Origin of the sequence: Bradyrhizobium sp. 482_C4_N1_8 (genome assembly GCF_052075965.1) — a bacterium.
Classification (GTDB): Bacteria; Pseudomonadota; Alphaproteobacteria; order Rhizobiales; family Xanthobacteraceae; genus Bradyrhizobium; species Bradyrhizobium barranii.
In genome coordinates this window covers 8,706,480-8,722,336 of the sequence record NZ_CP197231.1, presented here as the reverse complement: position 1 = coordinate 8,722,336, position 15,857 = coordinate 8,706,480, and the positions used below count along the sequence as shown (strand labels likewise).

Annotated in this window: 17 protein-coding genes; 8 read left to right on the top strand and 9 right to left on the bottom strand. The window is 64.5% G+C overall.

Going from position 1 to position 15,857, the window contains the following annotated elements; translation table 11 throughout:
- Positions 1–209 precede the first annotated feature (209 nt).
- The 9 genes from AB7Z56_RS41390 to AB7Z56_RS41350 form a co-directional block, all read right to left on the bottom strand.
- Positions 210–2,081: a bifunctional sugar phosphate isomerase/epimerase/4-hydroxyphenylpyruvate dioxygenase family protein gene (locus AB7Z56_RS41390; RefSeq protein WP_063979913.1), complete on the bottom strand. Its 1,872-nt coding sequence runs from the start codon at positions 2,079–2,081 to the stop codon at positions 210–212.
- Entirely contained in the window at positions 2,078–2,815 is a 738-nt protein-coding gene (locus AB7Z56_RS41385; protein WP_063979912.1) for an ABC transporter ATP-binding protein, read from the bottom strand. Before AB7Z56_RS41385 ends, AB7Z56_RS41390 begins: the two co-directional genes overlap by 4 nt.
- 9 nt (positions 2,816–2,824) lie before the next feature.
- Entirely contained in the window at positions 2,825–3,568 is a 744-nt protein-coding gene (locus tag AB7Z56_RS41380; RefSeq protein WP_063979911.1) for an ABC transporter ATP-binding protein, read from the bottom strand.
- Positions 3,565–4,563, bottom strand: a complete 999-nt coding sequence (locus AB7Z56_RS41375; protein ID WP_071909113.1) for a branched-chain amino acid ABC transporter permease — start codon at positions 4,561–4,563, stop codon at positions 3,565–3,567. The genes AB7Z56_RS41380 and AB7Z56_RS41375 overlap by 4 nt, the downstream gene beginning before the upstream one ends.
- Entirely contained in the window at positions 4,560–5,435 is an 876-nt protein-coding gene (locus AB7Z56_RS41370) for a branched-chain amino acid ABC transporter permease (protein ID WP_063979909.1), read from the bottom strand. The genes AB7Z56_RS41375 and AB7Z56_RS41370 overlap by 4 nt, the downstream gene beginning before the upstream one ends.
- Positions 5,436–5,673: 238 nt before the next feature.
- Complete coding sequence (locus tag AB7Z56_RS41365) at positions 5,674–6,804, bottom strand: ABC transporter substrate-binding protein (RefSeq protein ID WP_063979908.1); 1,131 nt, start codon at positions 6,802–6,804, stop codon at positions 5,674–5,676.
- A gap of 58 nt (positions 6,805–6,862) precedes the next feature.
- Positions 6,863–7,741 carry a shikimate dehydrogenase gene (locus tag AB7Z56_RS41360; RefSeq protein WP_063979907.1) on the bottom strand — a complete coding sequence of 293 codons (879 nt, stop codon included), beginning with the start codon at positions 7,739–7,741 and terminating at the stop codon, positions 6,863–6,865.
- A 144-nt stretch (positions 7,742–7,885) separates the two neighbouring features.
- Positions 7,886–8,824 carry a LysR family transcriptional regulator gene (locus tag AB7Z56_RS41355; protein ID WP_063979906.1) on the bottom strand — a complete coding sequence of 313 codons (939 nt, stop codon included), beginning with the start codon at positions 8,822–8,824 and terminating at the stop codon, positions 7,886–7,888.
- 249 nt (positions 8,825–9,073) lie between these two features.
- Positions 9,074–9,250 (bottom strand): hypothetical protein, encoded by a 177-nt coding sequence (locus AB7Z56_RS41350; protein ID WP_014491261.1) that lies wholly within the window; start codon positions 9,248–9,250, stop codon positions 9,074–9,076.
- 165 nt (positions 9,251–9,415) lie between these two features.
- Here AB7Z56_RS41350 and AB7Z56_RS41345 point away from each other — a divergent pair, with 165 nt between their 5' ends.
- The 8 genes from AB7Z56_RS41345 (at position 9,416) to AB7Z56_RS41310 (ending at position 15,778) form a co-directional block, all read left to right on the top strand.
- On the top strand, positions 9,416–10,153 hold the full coding sequence (locus AB7Z56_RS41345; RefSeq protein ID WP_063979905.1) for a helix-turn-helix transcriptional regulator: 738 nt from the start codon (positions 9,416–9,418) through the stop codon (positions 10,151–10,153).
- A gap of 83 nt (positions 10,154–10,236) precedes the next feature.
- Positions 10,237–10,896, top strand: a complete 660-nt coding sequence (locus AB7Z56_RS41340) for an acyl-homoserine-lactone synthase (protein WP_063979904.1) — start codon at positions 10,237–10,239, stop codon at positions 10,894–10,896.
- 1 nt (position 10,897) lies between these two features.
- Positions 10,898–11,116 (top strand): hypothetical protein, encoded by a 219-nt coding sequence (locus AB7Z56_RS41335; protein ID WP_008540920.1) that lies wholly within the window; start codon positions 10,898–10,900, stop codon positions 11,114–11,116.
- A 296-nt stretch (positions 11,117–11,412) separates the two neighbouring features.
- The gene (locus AB7Z56_RS41330) at positions 11,413–12,330 is read left to right on the top strand and encodes a branched-chain amino acid ABC transporter permease (RefSeq protein ID WP_008143427.1); all 918 of its coding nucleotides are present in this window, start codon (positions 11,413–11,415) and stop codon (positions 12,328–12,330) included.
- The gene (locus AB7Z56_RS41325; RefSeq protein ID WP_063979903.1) at positions 12,327–13,271 is read left to right on the top strand and encodes a branched-chain amino acid ABC transporter permease; all 945 of its coding nucleotides are present in this window, start codon (positions 12,327–12,329) and stop codon (positions 13,269–13,271) included. The genes AB7Z56_RS41330 and AB7Z56_RS41325 overlap by 4 nt, the downstream gene beginning before the upstream one ends.
- Entirely contained in the window at positions 13,264–14,031 is a 768-nt protein-coding gene (locus tag AB7Z56_RS41320) for an ABC transporter ATP-binding protein (RefSeq protein ID WP_063979902.1), read from the top strand. Before AB7Z56_RS41325 ends, AB7Z56_RS41320 begins: the two co-directional genes overlap by 8 nt.
- The gene (locus AB7Z56_RS41315; RefSeq protein WP_063979901.1) at positions 14,024–14,752 is read left to right on the top strand and encodes an ABC transporter ATP-binding protein; all 729 of its coding nucleotides are present in this window, start codon (positions 14,024–14,026) and stop codon (positions 14,750–14,752) included. Before AB7Z56_RS41320 ends, AB7Z56_RS41315 begins: the two co-directional genes overlap by 8 nt.
- 312 nt (positions 14,753–15,064) lie before the next feature.
- Complete coding sequence (locus tag AB7Z56_RS41310) at positions 15,065–15,778, top strand: helix-turn-helix transcriptional regulator (protein WP_245328506.1); 714 nt, start codon at positions 15,065–15,067, stop codon at positions 15,776–15,778.
- The last annotated feature ends 79 nt before the right edge of the window (positions 15,779–15,857 follow it).

The following is a 15,857-nucleotide window of genomic DNA, read 5'->3' as shown; positions in this document are numbered from 1 at the left end:
CTCGATAGTCCCCACATCGTCATTGCGAGCGCAGCGAAGCAATCCAGACTGTCTCCGCGGAGGGACTCTGGATTGCTTCGCTGCGCTCGCAATGACGTGTTGAGAGAGCGTTGCTCCTGGGGGACATATGACTCTCGGAGAGTCCCCCTCATCCGGAATTTGCTGCCGCAAATTCCGGCCTCTCCCCGCAGGCGCGGAGAGGCGAAGACCTACACCCGCGGCATGCTCGCAGGTCTTACCTCGCGGGCCTGCGCCGCGAGCCTGATCCCGGCATTGGCTGCGCCGAATCCCTGATAGTCCCGTCGCTCCACGATCTCGAAGAAGAAGCGCTCATCGAAGATGTGGGTGTAGACTTGGAAGAACTCGCCGTCGCCTTCGCGGTCGTAGAGGATGTGGTTGGCGCGCAGCTGCGCCATCAGGTCGGGCGCGAGGTCATATTTGGCTTCGATGTCGTCGTAGTAATTGTCAGGGATATCCAGGAAATCCGCGCCACGCTTGCGCATCGCGGCGACCGTCGCGAAAATGTCCCGGCAGGAGAACGCCACGTGCTGCACGCCCGAGCCGAAGAACTCCGAGATGAAGCGCGCCGGCAGGGTGCGGTTGGCGGATGAGCCGTTGAGCACGAAGCGCAGGCTCTGGTCGGCGTTGATGACCGCCTGGCTCTGCACGAGGCCACGCGGGTCGGCGATCTCCATCTGCGGCAGCCGCTTCAGGTCGAGGATGCCAGTGTAGAACAGCAGCCAGGACAGCATCTCGTCGTAGGGCATCGACTGCGCGATGTGATCGACGGCAAGCAGGGCGTCGGCGTTCGCGTCACTTGCGACCGGCTCGAAATCGGTGTCCCAGTTCTTGCCGGCCTGATCGAGGAAATAGAGCAGGCTGCCGCCGACGCCATGGATCGCGGGAATCTCCAGCTCGCCCGGCCCGACCGGCTGGTAGAAGGTGCGCGTCTTCAGCGCTTCGGCGCGCTGCATGGCAAGACCGGCATTGTCGACGTCGAGCGCAATCGCGCAGACGCCGGGGCCGTGCGTGACGTAATGCGAATGCGCAAAGCCGTCGGTCTCGCAATTGATCACGAGCTCGACCTTGCCCTGCGACCAGCGCTCCACGGCCTTGCTGCGATGCTTGCCCGTCCTGCGGAAGCCGAGCTGCGCGAACAGGCGGGCGAGGTCGACCGCCTTGGTCTCGTTGACGGCAAACTCGATGAAGCCGGTGCCGTGGCTCTTGGCCTTCGGCGCCAGCGGCTCGCCGGCAAGCTTCGGCCAATCCGGTGCAAGCTGGTCCTCCAGCAGGATCAGCGAACGCAGGCCGTCGACCGCGGTCTGCGCGGCCGAGCCGGCACGGAACTGGTCGTTGAAGATTTCGAGCGACAGCGGCCCGGCATAGCCGGTCGCCGCGATCGCCTGCATGAACTCGCCGACCGGGAGGTCGCCCTGGCCGGGGAAGGAGCGGAAGTGCCGGCTCCATGAGAGGATGTCGAGCTCGAGCTTTGGCGCATCCGCGAGCTGCACCAGAAAGATCTTGTCGCCGGGGATCGAGGCCATGGCGCGTACCGGAAAGCCGGGCGCGAGCGCGTGAAAACTGTCGAGGATGACGCCGATCGCGGGATGATCGGCGCGCCGCACGATCTCCCAGGCATCGCGGTAGTCGTTGACATGGCGGCCCCAGGCCAGCGCCTCATAGCCGACGCGCAAGCCGCGCTTGGCCGCGCGCTCGCCTAGCTCGCGAAAATCGTCCGCGGCGCGATCGATGCCGCCGAGCGAGGCGGGCGAGACGTTGGAGCAGATCAGCAGGAGGTCGGTGCCGAGCTCCTGCATCAGGTCGAACTTGCGCTCGGCGCGGGCAAAGTTGCGTGTCCGCTGCGGCTCCGGCATGCCCTCGAAATCGCGGAACGGCTGGAATGCGCAAATCTCGAGATTGAGGTCCTTGCACAGCTGCGCCACCTCGCGCGGGCCGGAGCCGAACGACAGCAGATCGTTCTCGAAGATTTCGACCGAGTCGAACCCGGCTGATGCGATGGCGCGGAGCTTTTCGTCCAGGCTGCCTGAGAGCGAGACGGTCGCGATCGAGCGCTTGTTCATGCTGCGTTGTCCTCCATGGCGCCGCCGAGAAAGAGCTGGCCGATGCGCGGATCGTTCAAAATGCGTTTCGCGCTGTCGACCATGCGAGTCTGGCCGAGCTCGAGCACGATGCCGATGTCGGAAATCTCCAGCGCCGAGCGCGCGTTCTGCTCGATCATCAGGATCGTGACGCCGCGGTCGCGCAAGCTCTTCAGGATGTCGAAGGTCTGCTGCACCATCAGCGGCGACAGGCCGATCGAGGGCTCGTCGATCAGCACGAGCTTTGGCTCGAGCAGTAGCGAGCGCGCGATCTCAAGCTGCTTCTGCTCGCCGCCGGAGAGCGTGGAGGCCTGCTGCGCCGACTTGCGGCGCAGCGCGGGAAACAGGTCGAGTGCGGCTTCGATGCGTGCGGGCAGGTCGATGCCCTTGCCGGCGGAGACTCCGCCGAGCTCGATATTGTGGCGCACCGACAGTTCGGGAAAGATGTTGCGGCCCTGTGGCACGTAGCAGATGCCGGCATTGAGCAGCGCGCGCTGACTTAGATTGGTGACGTCACGGCCGGCAAAGCTGATCTTGCCTTCGCGCAGCTTCAACAGGCCGAAGATCGCCTTGAACACCGTCGACTTGCCGGCCCCGTTGGGACCGATGATGGTGGTGATGGTGGCCTGCGGCACGGCGAAGGTGGTGCCGTTCAGGATCGTCATCTTGCCGTAGCCGCCGACGAGATTGTGAACCGAGAGGATCGGGTCGCTCATGATGGCTTCCTAATGTCCGAGATAGGCTTCGATCACGGCGGGATTTTTCCGCACTTCGTCCGGCCGCCCCATCGCCAGCACCTTGCCCTCCGCCATCACCATCACGCGCGAGCACAGCGACATCACGAATTCCATGTTGTGCTCGATCACGACGAAGGTGGCGTTCTTCTCGCGGTTGATCGCGACCAGGCGGTCCTTCAGGTCCGACAGCATCGACGGGTTGACGCCGCCGGCGGGCTCGTCGAGCAGGACGAGGCGCGGGCCGCCCATGAAGGCCATCGCGGCATCGAGCAGTTTTTGCTGGCCATAGGAGAGCCCGCCGGCCGGCTCGTCGGCGAGATGGTCGAGCTTGAAGAAGCCGATCATCTGGTTGGCGACCTCGGTCAACCCGGCATCGGAGCGGCCGACCAGGCGCGAGGCCATATTGCCCTGGTGCTCCTGCCCTGCGAGGATCAGGTTCTCGCGCACCGAGAGCTTTGGGAAGACCTGCAGGAGCTGGAAGGTGCGGCTGACCCCGAGCTTGTTGAGCTCGGCAGGACGCAGGCCCGTGACCACCTTGCCGTCGAGCTTGACCTCGCCGCCTGATGGTGTGAGCTGGCCGAGGATGCAGTTGAACAGGGTCGACTTGCCGCAGCCGTTCGGGCCGATCAGGCCGAGGATCTCGCCCTCGCGGACGTCGAATGAGACGCCGTCGACCGCGCTGATGCCGCCGAAATTCTTCTTGATGCCGGTGACTTCCAGGACCGCGCTCATTGCACCGTCTCCAGCCGGGACTTCGCCACGGCCCGCAGCGCGGAGGCCGCCTTGGTGCGGCGCTCGGCGAGATAGCGATCGAGAATTCCCAGAATGCCGGTCGGCGACCAGATCAACAGCAGCATCACCGCGACCGCGTAGAGCATCAGATAATACCCTTCCGTGAAGCGCAGCCATTCCGGCAACAGCACCGCGATCATCGCGCCGAGGAAGGGGCCGAAGTAGAAGCCGGCACCGCCGACGATCACCATCATCAAGAGGTCGAGCGAGAGCGACAGGTTGAACGGCACGGGATCGATATATTGCGTCAGCGGCGCATACAGCGCGCCGGCAACGCCGCCGAGCGCCGAGCCGATCGCGAAGGCCATCAGCGTATAGCGCCTTGTGTCGACGCCGAGCGACTGCGCGCGCAGCGGATTTTCGCGCAATGCCATGAAGGCGCGGCCCCAGGGCGAGCGGATCAGCCACCACACCGCGAGCGACACGATCGCAAGCGAGCCGAGGCAGACATAATAGAACGGCAGCGGCTTGTTGGTCGCGATGCCGAAGATGTGCGGCCGGGGAATGTTGGAGATGCCGTAGATGCCGCCGGTGAGCCAGCTTTCGTTGCGGAACACCAGGAAGGCGAGGGTGGAGAAGGCGAGGGTGACGAAGGCGAGGTAATGGTGCTGCACGCGCAGCGCGGGATAGCCGAGCACCCAGCCGACCGCGAAGCTCAAGGCAATCGCGACCACGATCGCCGCCGGCAGCGGCCAGCCATGGGTCGTCATGATCGCTGCCGCATAGGCGCCGATCCCGACGAAGGCGCCTTGCGCCAGCGAGACCTGGCCGGCATAGCCGAGTGTCAAATTGAGCCCCATCGCGGCGATGCTCATCACCGCCCACTGGCTCAGGATGAACAGGCCGTAGCGGTTGAAGTTCATGGGGACGATGATCAGGCCGGCAATGACGATGAGGCCGAGCGCGATCTTCAACGGTTTGGCGAAGCCGCTCATACGGTGCGCTCCTCGGCGCGGCCGAGCAAGCCCTGCGGCCGGAACAGGATGACGGCGATCAGGAAGATCATCGGAACGGCGGCGCGGTACTGCGTCGAGACATAGGCGGCTGCGAGATTGTCGAGCACGCCGATCAGGAGGCCGCCGGCGATGGCGCCGCGCACCTGGTTGAAGCCGCCGACGATCGCGGCGATGAAGGCGGCCTGGCCCAGCACTTCGCCGGAGGAGAATTTTGCGAGGTAGATCGGTGTAATCAAAAGCGACGCCAGCGCGACCAGGAAGGCGTTGATCAGGAACGTCAGCAGGATCATGCGCTCGACCGGGACGCCGATGATGCGCGCCACCGTCGGGTTCTGCGCCGCCGCCTGCATCTGGTGACCGAGCGACGTGCGGTTGAGAAGGCTCGTCAGGCCGAAGACGGCAAGAATGGCGAGGACGAGGACGCCGATGCTTTGCAGCGAGACGGCATGTCCGAGAATGGAGATATCACCGGTCGGCACGATCGATGGGAAGGGCGAGGCCTCCGCGCTGAAGAACTGCTTCACGGCCTCCTTGATGCCGATCGCGAGCGCCATCGTCGCGATCGCCAGCGGCAGCACGCCATGGCGCATCATCGGATCGACCAGCAGCATCTTGAAGGCGAGGCCCAGCAGGAGCATCGAGAGCAGGATGCCGAGGATGATCGCAAGCCAGAACGGCGCGCCGGCATGCATCGCCGCCAGCATCAGGAACGCCGGCAGCATCACGAACTCGCCTTGCGCGAAATTGATGGTCTGCGAGGTCTGCCACAGCAGCGTGAAGCCGACCGCGACCAGCGCATAGATCGCGCCAGTGGCTAGTCCCGCGACCAGAAGATCGAACAGATTGGACATTTTCCCCTCTCCTGTCCCTCGCCCAGCTCTGTCGTCTCCCTCGCCCCGTTCTTACGGGGAGAGGGCGGGGTGAGGGGCACTATCCGCGAGCCCATCTCTCACCGTCCTTGCAGAATCACCCCTCACCCCGCCCCTCTCCCCGCGAAGAGCGGGGAGAGGGAGAGGAGAGGAGAGATCTCTCGCCGCATCCGCCTTCGCTGAAGCTTCGGCGGGACGGGCGCGGGGAGAGCGAAGATCGTCACTTCACCTTCGGCAGCACCTGCTTCACCACCTGCTTGCCTTCGACCACCTCGACCAGAAAGCTCTGCCGGTCGATGTCGCCGGTCTCGCTGAAGGTGACGTCCATCAGGATGCCCGGCTCGTCCGCGGCCTTGATGGTCAGGCCGTGCAGCGTGTCGGCGAACGCCTTGCTGTCGACCTTCCCCATCTTCTCGGTGGTGGCTTTCACCATGTAGACGGCGAGATAGCCCTTCAGGCCGTTATGGTCGGGCACGTAATTGTACTTCTTGGCGAACTTGTCGCGGAACGCCTTGATCAGGTCGACCGGTGCGTCCGTGGTGAGGCCGACATGGCCGCGCGCGCCGTTGGCGGCATCGCCGGCGAGCTCGATCACCTTCTGGCCGATCAGCGTGGTCTCGCCCATCAGCGGCGCGGTGACGCCCTGGCGCTTCAGCTCTTTCAGGATGCGCGCGCTCTCTTCTTCATTCAGGTAGACGAACACGGCGTCGGGATTGGCGGCCTTGATCTTACCGACGTCGGCGGCGAAGTCGGCTTGTCCCGCTTCAGTCGAGAGATCGGCGACCACCTTGGAACCAAGCCGGTCGAGTTCCTTCACGACGACGTCGCGTCCGCCACGGCCGAAGTCGTTGTTGACCCAGACCACCGCGACCGTCTTCGCCTTCATGTCGTCGTGGATGTACTTTGCGACCTTCGGCATCGACGATTGCTGGCCGAACGAGGTGCGGAACAGGAACTTGTTGCCGGCTTGCGTCAGCTCGGCGGCTTCGCCGCCCATGATCTGAGCGATGCCGGCCTCGGCCGCGAGCGGCGCCGTCACCTTGACCGAGCCGGAATAGCCGGGCCCGAGCAGCACATAGGGCTCGGCGTCGAGCGCCTTCTGCACCTGGGCGCGGGCAACGCCGGGGTTGGACTGCGAATCGGCATGGGTGACCTCCAGCTTGCGTCCGAGCACGCCGCCCTTGGCGTTGATCTCCTCGATCGCGAGGTCGATGCCGTTCTTCCAGTTGGTGCCGACGGTGGCGCCGCCGCCCGAGAGCTCGGCGACGTCGGCGAGCTTGATCGCCTGCGCATGGACGCTGGTTGCAGTCGCGAAGGCAAGCAAGGCGCCTGCCACTAGGGTCGATTTCATGGTCACTCCTCCCATTTTTCGTTGATGTTGTCCGCGGCCTTGTGTCCGGCCGCTTCGGTTACGCGGCGTGGTAGGCCGCGCTTCGTGCCGCCATCACCTCGTCAAATGCCTCTCCCATGACCTCGGTCGATGGGGCAAGGCCGGTGAACAATTCGAAGGCGTCAGCGGCCTGGTAGATCGCGAGCTCCCGCCCGGTCATGATCCGCGCGCCCTTGGCCTGTGCCGCCGCCAGCAGCGGCGTGATCAGCGGCGAATAGACGGCGTCCGCGACCCACATTTTCTCGTGCAGCAAGGCCGCCGGGACCGGCATGCCCCGGTTCGGCAGCATGCCGACCGGCGTGCCGTTGACGAGGCCGGTTGCGCCATCGAGCGCGTCCTCGACGCTTTTCGCCACCGTGGCGCCGCCGTGCCTGGCAAGCAATGAAGCGAGCTTTTCGGCGCGCGCCGTCTCGCTGTCGAAAATGCGGAGGCCGGAGACCTTCAGGCTCGCCAGCGCAAAGGCGATTGCCTTGCCGACGCCGCCCGTTCCGATCACGGCGACTGCATTTCCGGACGGTGCCAACAGCGGCGCGACCGCGCGCGCAAACCCGGTCGTGTCGGTGTTGTGGCCGATCAGCCGGCCGTCCCTGACGACGACGGTGTTGACCGCGCCCATGGCGGCCGCGCCCGGCGCCAGCTCGTCGAGCAGCGGGACCACCGCTTCCTTGTAAGGGTAAGTCACGTTGACGCCGGCAAAGCCGAGCCGCCGCACGCCCTCGAGCATCATGCGGAGCCCGGCCGCATCGGCGCCGGCGACCTCGATGAGCTGGTAGTGACCGCGCAGGCCGAGCGCCTCGGCGGCCCGCTCGTGCATGGCAGGGGAGGCGGAATGCGCGATCGGCGCCCCGATTAGGCCGGTGAGAAGCTTCTTGCTGGCGGCGTATCCGCGCTTGGACATGGTTGGCTATCGTCTCGTTGGGAGCGTTGGGTCCTGGCCATTAGCGGGGAAATCCGCACAATTCCAAGGGGGCTTCCAGTTGCGACGATAGCCTTTCCCGTGCCTAACACAATTACCCATTTATTGGGCAAACCTAACATAATGTTATTTCTTCCGCGCGCGTGCCGGGGCGGCGTTGCCCTCGCTGCGGGACGGCTCCACCGCGCGCATCTCGGCGCGCAGGGACTCGATGAAATACTCGACATGGAGCGACAGCGGCGCGCCGCGCTTCACCGCGATATAGGTCTCGAACCGCGTCGGCTCGGTGATCTTCAACAGCTCGATTCCCGGATAGCCGCCATGGGCCACCGTGAACTGGTCGATGATGGCGATGCCGAGCCCCGCCTTCACCAGCGCACACACCGTGGTGCCGAAGCGCGCGCGGATCGTGATGTTGTAGTCGAGCCGGTGGCGCGCAAAGATCCCGGCCATGATCCGGCCGTAGGGATCGTTGGGATCGATGCCGATCAGCGGATAGCGGGTGATCTCGGCGGCCGAGACCTGCTTGCGGCCGGCAAGCTCGTGACCCGGCGGCACGATGCAATAGAGCTCACCCGAGGCGAGCGGCATGAAGTCGAGCCCGGAATGCTCGAGCCGGTAGCTCATCGCCACGCACTCGCCGCGGCCGAGCAGGAGGTAGTCGATGGCTTCCTCGAGCTTGAGGATGTTGATGTCGATGCCGAGATCGGGATAGCGGCGCCGGACGCGCTCGATCGCGCGCGGCACCATCACCTGGGAGATGCTCGGCACCGAGCCGATGCGCAATTCCGACAAACCGCCGCGGCCGATCTTGGAGATGAGCTCGGAGAGGTCGTCGACCTTCTTGTAGACGCCGTTGATCTGCTCAAAGATGTTCTCGGCTTCCGGCGTCGGGAAATAGCGCCCGTTCTGGCGCTGGAAGAAGCGGATGCCGAGCGTGCGCTCGGTGTATTTGACCAGCCGGCTGATCCCCGGCGCCGACACGTTGAGCAGCTTCGCCGCGCCGCCGATGGTACCCGTCACCATCACGGCACGGATCACTTCAACCTGGCGCAGCGTCATCATGTCGTGGGCATCCCAAAGAGGATCGTGGTGGCGATCATCTCACGAGAGCCGTGATGTCATCCAGCGGCAAGTGTGCGACGGAGCGGGCGGCGCTTCACCCTCCCCCTCCAGGGGAGGGTAAGAGCGCAGCTCGCTCACCGGCAACAATTGCTGATTAACTTCGCAGTCAGAATGTTTCGGCCAAAATCGGCACGTTCGAATGGAAGGGCGCCGCTCGCGCAGAACGTATGCCTCACCTGTAACCGCGTTCTAGCTCGCCGGGCTCTCGGGCGACGCGCTGCCGGGCCGCTCCGCGCGTTCGCGCTGCAGCACTTCGCGCGCGTACTCGATGATCTTCTGCTTGTTTGCCGTTTCGCGGACGGCGAAAAACACGCGGTTGAGTTCCAGGCCGAGCACGCTGTTGAGGGCGATGTCCTCGTCTTCCATCGTGATTTTCCCGCTTCAGACGCCATAGGTGTAACTTGACGTCACTTCCTCCACAAGTAGATTAAATCTCGGGTGCAGACGAGGGCCGGTAAACTACGGAAGCAGCGAATTGAGGCAGCTCCCAAATACGTGCTATACCGACGGCGAGGCTCAGGAAACGCACCGATGTCCGCCGTAGACGCCGTAGATTATGGCCGGGAAGCGCTCGACTTCATCGAAGGCCTGGGGACCTATCGCAAGGTACCGGACGCCATGAATGCGCTTGAGGCGGCGTTCGGTCGCTTCGGCTTCGAGACCATCATCGTGACGGGGTTGCCGAATCCCGATCAGCGGTTCGCGCAGATGGTGCTCGCCAAGCGCTGGCCGGCAGGATGGTTCAATCTCTACACCCAGAACAATTACGACCGCGTCGACCCCGTGGTGCGGCTGTGCCGGCAATCGGTCAATCCGTTCGAGTGGTCGGAAGCGCCCTATGATGCCGAGCTCGAGCCGAGCGCGGCCGAGGTGATGAACCGCGCCGGCGATTTTCGCATGTCGCGCGGCTTCATCGTGCCGATCCACGGGCTCACCGGCTACGAGGCGGCGGTGTCGCTCGGCGGCGTCCATCTCGACCTCAATCCCCGCAGCAAGCCGGCACTGCACCTGATGGCAATGTATGGCTTCGACCATATTCGCCGCCTGCTGGATCCGGCGCCGCATCTGTCGACGCGTCTCACCCCGCGAGAGCGCGAGGTGATCGCCTGGGCCTCGCAGGGCAAGTCGGCCTGGGAGATCGGCGAGATCCTGCACATCACGCAGCGCACCGCAGAAGAGCATCTTGCAACCGCCGCGCGCAAACTCGGCGCCGTCAACCGTACGCATGCGGTTGCACTGGCGATTCGCAACAAGCTCATCAATCCCTAAGCGACGTACTGGGAAATTTCCCAATATCGAACCTGCCTCTTTTCGCAGAGGCTGCCCCTCATTCCGGCTGAATGGGGGTTTTCATGATTCACGCAATTTCTTCGGTCAATCGCCACCTTTACGAAGACGTACTCGAGCAGCACTTCCGACTACGCCACGACATCTTCGTCGAGGAGCGGCACTGGGAGACGCTGCGCCGGCCTGATTGCCGCGAGGTCGATTCCTACGACGACGAGGACACCGTCTATCTGCTCGCGCTGGAAGGCCGGCGCGTCGTCGGCGGTCACCGGCTCTACCCCACCACCAAACCCTCGATGATGAGCGAGGTCTTCCCGCATCTGGCATCGGTTCGCGGCTGCCCTGCGAATCCGCTGGTCTGGGAATGGTCGCGCTACTTTGTCGTGCGCGATCGCCGCGACGGCACTCTCAACCTGCAACTGATGGCAGCGGTGCAGGAGTTCTGCCTCGATCAGGGAATCGCGCAGGTCAGCGCGATCATGGAGACCTGGTGGCTGCCGCGCTTCCATGAGGCCGGCTTCGTCGTGACGCCGCTTGGTCTGCCCGCGCTGGTGGAGAACGCCTGGACCATGGCGGCGACCATCGACATTCGCCGCGAGACCCTCGATGCCCTGCATGATCGCATCGGCATGGATTCGATCGTACAACAAGACGGCCCGCGTCTGGACGCCGTCGCCCGTGCCAACCTCTGCGGCCTTGCTGCCGCACAACGAAAGAGCGCCTGAAATGTCGAACATGATGCGGGACAGCCAGATCATGGCGCAGACCAAGGACGAGAATCTCGGCTACATGTCCGACATGGCGCTCGAGCTGGCGCAGATGGCGGAAGACACCGGATTGGCAACGCTCGCCTATCTGTTCCGTATGGCGGCGCTGGAAGCCTCGACGGCCAACAGCGTGCTGGCCGAGCCGGATGATCTCCCCCGGCAGATGACGTCGCACTAGACGCCTTCTCCTACTTCCGTCGACCTTCGCGCCCTCTCCCAGGCATGCCTGGGGGAGGGCGATCGTTTGGGTGCGGCAGGTTGACCCATCCTGTGCGGCAGCCTTCTTGCAAGGCCAATTTCGATCGCATGCACCGGCATGCAACAAAGTGCATGTCTGGTGTTGAATCGCTCTTGCCTCGGAACGATACTGCCATTACCCATTTTTCCGCCTTGAAGAGGCAGGGGGAGCTCTTTCACTGATGGCGACCGTGTTCGAACATCGGCGCGACACCGCGTGCGCCTGAAAGAGTTTTGATGCTGCTCGTCGTCGAACAGTTCTTGAACGGATTGCAGTTCGGCCTGCTCCTGTTCCTGCTCGCCGCCGGCCTGACGCTGGTGTTCGGGATCATGGATCTCGTCAACCTCGCGCACGGCTCGCTCTACATGATGGGCGCCTATTTCGCCGCGACCTTTGCGGCCTGGACCGGCAGCTTCCTGCTCGGTGCGCTGCTGGCGCTCGGCGCGACTCTGGTGCTCGGCATCGTGCTGGAGATGTCGGCGCTGCGGCATCTCTACGGGCGCGACCATCTCGACCACGTGCTCGCGACCTTCGGCCTGATCCTGTTCTTCAATGAAGCCGTGCGGCTGATCTGGGGTCCGGCCGGGCTTGCGCTGCCGCTGCCGGCCTGGCTCACGGTGCCGGTGCCGATCCTGCCCGGCATCCACTATCCCGCTTATCGTCTCGCCATCATCGTGGTGGCGCTGCTGGTCGCGCTGCTGCTCTATCTCGGCGTGATGCGCACCCGCATCGGCATGCTGATCCGCGCCGGCGCCTCCAACCGCGAGATGATCGGTGCGCTCGGCATCAACATCAAGCTGCTCTATACGCTGGTGTTCGGCCTGGGCGCCGCGCTCGCCGGCCTCGCCGGCCTGATGCAGGCGCCGATCCTCACCGTGCAGATCGGCATGGGCGAGAACATCCTGATCCTCGCCTTCGTCATCATCGTGATCGGCGGCATCGGCTCGATCCGTGGCGCGTTCCTCGCCGCGATCTTCGTCGGCATGATCGACACGCTCGGCCGCGCCTTCCTGCCCAACCTGTTGCGGCAGGTGCTGAGCGGCGCCGCCGCCTCCACCGCCGCGCCCGCACTGTCGTCCATGCTGATCTATCTGCTGATGGCGATCGTGCTGGTGGTGCGCCCGGAGGGGCTGTTTCCGGCCAACCGTCGATGAAGGCTTTCACTGTGAGCAAGGCCGTCACGGCCCTGATGCTGGCGGGCCTCGTGCTGCTGCCGCTCTATTCGCAGCTGTCCGGCAACATCTTCATCCTGACGCTGTTTACCCGCATCGTCATCCTGGCGCTGGCGGCCGCGAGCCTCAACCTCATCATGGGTTTTGGCGGCATGATGAGCTTCGGCCACGCCGCCTATCTCGGCATCGGCGGCTACGCGGTCGGCATGCTCGCGCAGGAAGGCGTCGGAAGCGGCTTCATCCAGTTCCCGGTCGCACTCGCAGCTTCCGCGATCTACGCCCTGGTGATCGGCGCGCTCTCCCTTCGTACGCGTGGCGTCTACTTCATCATGATCACGCTGGCCTTCGCGCAGATGGCCTATTATGTCGCCTCGGGCCTCGCGCGTTACGGCGGCGACGACGGTCTCACCGTCTACAAGCGCAGCGACTTCTCCGGCCTGATCAACCTGTCGAACCGCACGCAGTTCTATTATCTCTGCCTCGCCTGCCTGTTCGCCGTGATCGTCCTGATCTGGCGCATCACCAATTCGCGCTTCGGGCTCGTCTTGCAGGGCCTGCGCTCCAACGAGCAGCGGATGCAGGCGATCGGCTTTCCGGCAAAACGCTACCAGCTCGTCTGCTTCGTCATCTCCGGTATGATGTGCGGCCTTGCCGGCGCACTGCTCGCCAACAACACCGATTTCATCAGCCCGGCCGTGATGTACTGGACCCGCTCCGGCGACCTCATGGTGATGGTGATCCTGGGGGGCATGGGCACGCTGTTCGGCCCGGTGATGGGCGCGGTGGTGTTTTTGCTGCTGGAAGAATTCCTGTCGCAGATCACCGAATACTGGGCGCTGATCATGGGCCCGCTCTTGCTGCTGATCGTGCTGTTCGGCCGCGGCGGCATCATGGGCCTGCTCGGGAGGCTCAATCGTGGCTGAACCGCTGCTCCGCGTCGAAAAACTGGTGCGCCGCTTCGGCGGCATCGTTGCGACGGACAACGTCTCGCTCGACGTAGCTAGCGGCGAGTTGCACGCCATCATCGGCCCGAACGGTGCCGGCAAGACCACGCTGATTAGTCAGCTCACAGGGCACCTCGAACCGCATTCCGGCAGCGTCTCGCTCGGCGGTCGCGACATCACCTATCTGCCGGCCTATCGCCGCTGCGCGCTGGGGCTCGCCCGTTCGTTCCAGATCACCTCGCTGCTGCTCGACTTCACCGCCGCCGACAATGTCGCGCTGGCGGCGCAGGCGCATGCAGGCCACTCGTTCCGCTTCTTCGCCAATGCGCGCAAGGAGAAGGGCCTGCGCGATGCCGCCCATGCCGCGCTCGACCGCGTCGGGCTCGGCCATCGCGCCGATGTCCTGGTGTCCAGGCTCAGCCATGGCGAGCGCCGCCAGATCGAACTCGCGGTCGCGCTCGCGAGCAAGCCGAAGCTGCTGCTGCTGGACGAGCCGATGGCGGGTCTTGGCGTCACCGAATCCCAGCGCATGGTGCAACTGCTTCAGGAGCTGCGGAAGGAAGTCTCGATCGTGCTGGTCGAGCACGATATGCCGGCGGTGTTCGCGCTGGCCGACCGCATCTCGGTGCTGGTCTATGGCCGCGTCATCGCCTCGGGCGATCCGGCCGCGATCCGCGCCAACGAGGACGTCAAGCGCGCCTATCTCGGCGACCAGCACGTGGTGACGCACCATGTCTGAAAAGGCGATGGCTGACACGCTGCTCAACGTCGACGGCATCGAGACCTGCTACGGCCTCTCCCAGGTGCTGTTCGGCCTGTCGCTGTCGATCAAGCCGGGCGAGATGGTCTCGCTGATGGGCCGCAACGGCATGGGCAAGACGACCACCATCCGCTCCATCATGGGCCTGACACCGGCACGATCAGGCACGATCCGCTTCGCCGGCGCAGAAGTGCGGCAGCTTCCATCCTACAGAATTGCAAAACTCGGCGTCGGTCTCGTTCCTGAGGGGCGCCAGATCTTCCCGAACCTCACCGTGCGCGAAAACCTGGTGGCGGCCGCGGCCGATCGCTTCGCTAGCCCCAATCCCTGGACGCTCGCCGCGATCTACGTGATGTTTCCGCGCCTCGCCGAACGTGCCTCCAACATGGGCAACCAGCTCTCCGGCGGCGAGCAGCAGATGCTCGCGATTGGCCGCGCGTTGATGACGAATCCGAAACTGCTGATCCTGGACGAAGCGACCGAAGGCCTTGCGCCGCTGATCCGCGAAGAAATCTGGAATTGCCTGTCGCTGCTGAAGAGCCGGGGACAGTCGATCCTGGTCGTCGACAAGAACGTCGACCACCTCGCCCGCATCTGCGACCGCCACTACATCATCGAGCGCGGCAAGACGGTGTGGAGCGGCACGTCCGTCGAGCTGATGGCCGAGCCGGATCTCCAGCACAAATATCTGGGCATCTGACGCGCTCCTGGATCTGACTGCCGTGCAGGATCGCCGCGCGCGCAGAACCTCGTCGAGGACGTCAGTTTCGAAGCTCTCCAAACTGCGCGCAGAGGTCTTGAGTGCGTTGCCGCCAGCCGCCAATGTCGCGGCGTAGCGGATTCGATGCAGGACTTTTACAATCAAATTGCCGGACGGCCTGACGACGACATCATCGGCTCCGCACAGCGAGGCGCTTCGACAGCGCCTCAGTGGCTGGATTTCCCGGGCTGTGTGTTCATCAGAGGTGAGTTTCGCGCCGATCCCGATCGGCCAGCGATCGTAGGGCCGGGCTTGTTCATCTCCGTTGCGCTCGATGAAGGCGCAGGCCGCGGCATTCTGACGCGCACAACCGGTGCAGGGCAGATGACGGCGATTGCCGTGCGCGAATCCGTCGCCGTAGGAGGCTCGGTTCGCTGCGGCGAACGTCCCGCGATCGGCCTGGCGCTTCCGCAAGCCTCCATCGACGGGCTTGGACTCGGCGACGAGGTTCGGGCGCTGTTCAAGACCGACGCGTTGGGCACGGCCATCGTCTCTGTCACGGCGTCTCCGCGTGTGCAGGCCCTCGCGGCAGAAATGTTCTCGCCACCGGTGGCCGGAAACGCGACGCAATTGCTGCTGTCGGCGCATGCCGCCGAGATCGTGGTCCACGCCTTGTTCGGCAAGCGCGGGATCGCGCTCGATCCTGCAGCCGACCTCCAGCGGGTGCGGTTGCAATCGGTCAAGGCGCGCATGGATGCCGATCTCGCTTATCCCTGGAGCATCGACGAACTGGCGCGGAATGCGGGGCTGAGCCGCCGGTCCTTCAACCAGAAATTCCAGATGGCGTATGGCGAGAGCGCGATCGACTATTTGCGGGCCCGCCGACTCGATGCCGCACGTGACCTTCTGATTCATCAACGGTTGTCGGTCACCGAGGCGGCCTTTCGGGTCGGCTATGCCCATCCGGCCAATTTCGCGACGGCATTCCGCAGGCACTTCGGCTATTCGCCGAGCCACTGTCAGTAAACTTGAACGCCTCCACGTGCGATCAAAGGTGATTTGCGCGCGCGCAAAGGCGGTGTGCGCCTCGATCTGGTTACTCCCG